Here is a 2,857-nt window from a genome sequence, read left to right as displayed (position 1 = left end):
AAGCGCGGTTTTGCGAACGACCGTTCGCGCCGGAGCGCTGCATCCCGCGCTTGGCACAATCACACCCCATCATGCCGCCTCTCGACCCCGTCATCCTATTTTTTCTGTTCGGTTTGGTGGCCGGGTTGCTGCGCTCGGAGCTCAAGCTCCCCGGGGCGCTGTACGACTCGCTGTCGATCTTTCTGCTGCTGGCCATCGGGCTCAAAGGCGGACAGGGACTGGCCACCCAGCCGCTGGCGCCGCTGCTGCCGCAGGTGGGCGCCGTGGTGCTGCTGGGCGTGGCGCAGACGCTGCTGGCATTTGCCGCCCTGCGCGCGCTGCTGCGCTTCGACCGGCCCAACGCGGCCGCCACCGCGGCGCACTACGGCTCGGTGAGCGTGGCCACCTACGCCGTGGCCAGCGCCTGGCTGGCCGCGCGCGCCATTCCCGTCGAGCCTCAGATGGCCGTGCTGCTGGCGGTGATGGAGGTGCCGGCGATTCTGGTGGGCATCGCGCTGGCGCGCGGCGTCAGCCGCGATACCGACTGGGCGGCGCTCAGCCACGAGGCGTTCCTTGGCAAGGGGGTGACGCTGCTGCTGGGCGGCATGGCCATCGGCTGGGCCGCCGGCCCCGGCGGGCTGCAGCCCATCAGCGTCCTGTTCGTCGACCTGTTCAAGGGCGTGCTGGCGCTGTTTCTGCTCGAGATGGGCCTGATCGTCAGCCGTCAGATGGGCGAGCTGCGTCGGCGCGGCGTGGCGCTGGTGGCGTTTGGGGTGACGATGCCGCTGCTGTCGGCCGTGCTGGGCGCGGCCACCGGAGTGGGGCTTGGGCTGTCGGTGGGCGGCACCACCGTGCTGGCTACCCTGGCGGCTTCGGCGTCCTACATCGCCGTGCCCGCCGCCATGCGCATTGCCGTGCCGCAGGCCAATCCCGCGCTGTCGCTGGCCGGCGCGCTGGGGGTGACCTTCCCGTTCAACCTGATCGTCGGCATCCCGCTGTACCACCGTCTGGCCGCGTGGATGCTGCAGTCCCACCCGTGATGAGCCTGCCCATGCCATGACCACCCCCGTGACCACCGACAAACGCACCCTGCTGACGGTCTTTGCCGAGGCGGCACTGGAGCCGCTGCTGGTGGCGGACATGGACCGCCTAGGCATCCGCGGCTACACCATCTCCGACGCCCGCGGCAAGGGCGGCCGCGGCGTGCGCGACGCCTCGTGGGATGAGTCGCGCAACCTGCGGCTGGAGATCATCTGCGCGCGCGCCCAGGCCGAGGCGTTCTTGCAACATCTGCAAGCGCGCTACTACGCACACTACGCGATGGTGGCCTTCTTGTCGGAGGTTGAAGTGCTGCGGCCAGACAAGTTTTGATCCTGCCACGTAGGGGCTCGTGCCAAGGATCACAGCGGCCAGAACAGCGGGATGAGCACGCTGGCCAGCGCCCACACCAGGATGTTGAGCGGCACGCCCAGGCGGGCGAAGTCGCTGAAGCGGTAGTGGCCTGCCGCGTACACCAGCGTGTTGGTCTGGTACCCGATGGGGGTGGCGAAACTGGCGCTGGCCGCCAGCATCACGCCCACCACGAAGGGGCGCGGATCGACTCCGAGTGCATGCGCCACATCGATGGCCAGCGGCGTCAACAGCGCCGCCACCGCGCTGTTGCTCAGAAACTCGGTCGCCACCGATGCGGCCAGAATCACCAGCGACAACACCGCTTGCGGCGACAGCCCTTCGGCCCCAACCGCCAAGGCATGCGCGGCTTGCGCCACCAGTCCGCTGTCGCGCATGGCCACACTCAGCGCCAGCATCGCGTAGATCAGCATCAAGATCGGCCACTCGATCGCCTTGTACGCCTCATCCGGCTTGATGCAGCCGCACAGCACCACCGCGACGGCGCCGATGAGCGCCAACGCCTCGATCGGCATCACCTCCAGCGCCGCCAGCGCGATGACCGCCGCCAGCGTCACTGCCGCCAGCGGCGCGCGCTCGCGCCGCACCGTCGCGGCTCGCGCGTCGGTGATCGCGTACAGGTCGCCGTTGTCGCAGAAGCGCTGGATCTGGCGCGGCGTGCCTTCGACCAGCAGCACGTCGCCCACCTGCAGCTGAAAATCATCGCCAATGGTTACCAGCGACGCTTGCCCGCGATGCACGGCGATGACGTGGATGCCGTAGCGGGCTGCCAGGTCTAGGTCGCGGATGGGGCGCTGCACATAGCGCGAGGTCTGCCCCACCAGCGCCTCGACCACGACGGCGTCGCGCCGACGCAGCGTCTCCAAATCCGGTGCGCGAGCTTTCGCCGTGCCGGTCAACAAATCTGCCCGGTCCGCATCGCGCAACGCCACCAGCGCATGGCTGAGCGTGTGCACCACCAGCCGGTCGCCTGCCTGCAACGGCGTGTCTGGATCGGGCGCGCTGAATTCCTCGTCGCCCCGAAACAGCTTGAGCACCTGTGTGCTGCCATTGGCCAGATGCGCCTGGCGCAGCGTGCGCCCCACCAGGCGCGACCCCTCGGGCACGAACAGCTCAGCCATGAAGCGCCGCTCGCTCCCCCCGCCGAACTGTTGGATCAAGGTCTGGCGCACCGGCAGCCAGCGGCGCGCCGTCACGAAGATGAACACGCAGCCCACCAGCGCAACAATCCCCCCCACGGCGCCGATCTCAAAAAGCGAAAACGGCGCCAGCCCGTGTTGACGCGCCACCCCATCGACCAACAGATTGGTCGAAGTGCCCACCAGCGTCACCATGCCTCCCAAGATGGTGGCGTAGGACAGCGGGATCAGCAGGCGCGACGGCGCCAGCGAATGCCGAACAGCCAGCGCCGTGACCACCGGAATCATCACCATCACCAGCGGGGTGTTGTTGACGAATGGCGACACGC

Annotated in this window: 3 protein-coding genes; 2 read left to right on the top strand and 1 reads right to left on the bottom strand. The window is 68.7% G+C overall.

What is annotated here, in order from left to right; all coding sequences use genetic code 11:
* Positions 1-1,019: sodium-dependent bicarbonate transport family permease (locus V7Z54_RS09680; RefSeq protein ID WP_334136187.1), on the top strand; the 1,019-nt coding region annotated here is incomplete at its 5' end.
* A gap of 16 nt (positions 1,020-1,035) precedes the next feature.
* Positions 1,036-1,350: a P-II family nitrogen regulator gene (locus tag V7Z54_RS09675; protein ID WP_334136185.1), complete on the top strand. Its 315-nt coding sequence runs from the start codon at positions 1,036-1,038 to the stop codon at positions 1,348-1,350.
* A 29-nt stretch (positions 1,351-1,379) separates the two neighbouring features.
* On the opposite strand, the gene V7Z54_RS09670 is transcribed toward V7Z54_RS09675, so the two are convergent.
* Positions 1,380-2,857, bottom strand: a 1,478-nt coding sequence (locus V7Z54_RS09670; protein WP_334136183.1) for an SLC13 family permease, incomplete at its 5' end; no start/stop codon positions are given.

It is taken from the genome of Tepidimonas sp., from assembly GCF_036824975.1.
Lineage (GTDB): Bacteria > Pseudomonadota > Gammaproteobacteria > Burkholderiales > Burkholderiaceae_C > Tepidimonas.
The sequence above is the reverse complement of the archived record's forward strand: the minus strand, read 5'-3'. Positions and strand labels throughout refer to the sequence as shown.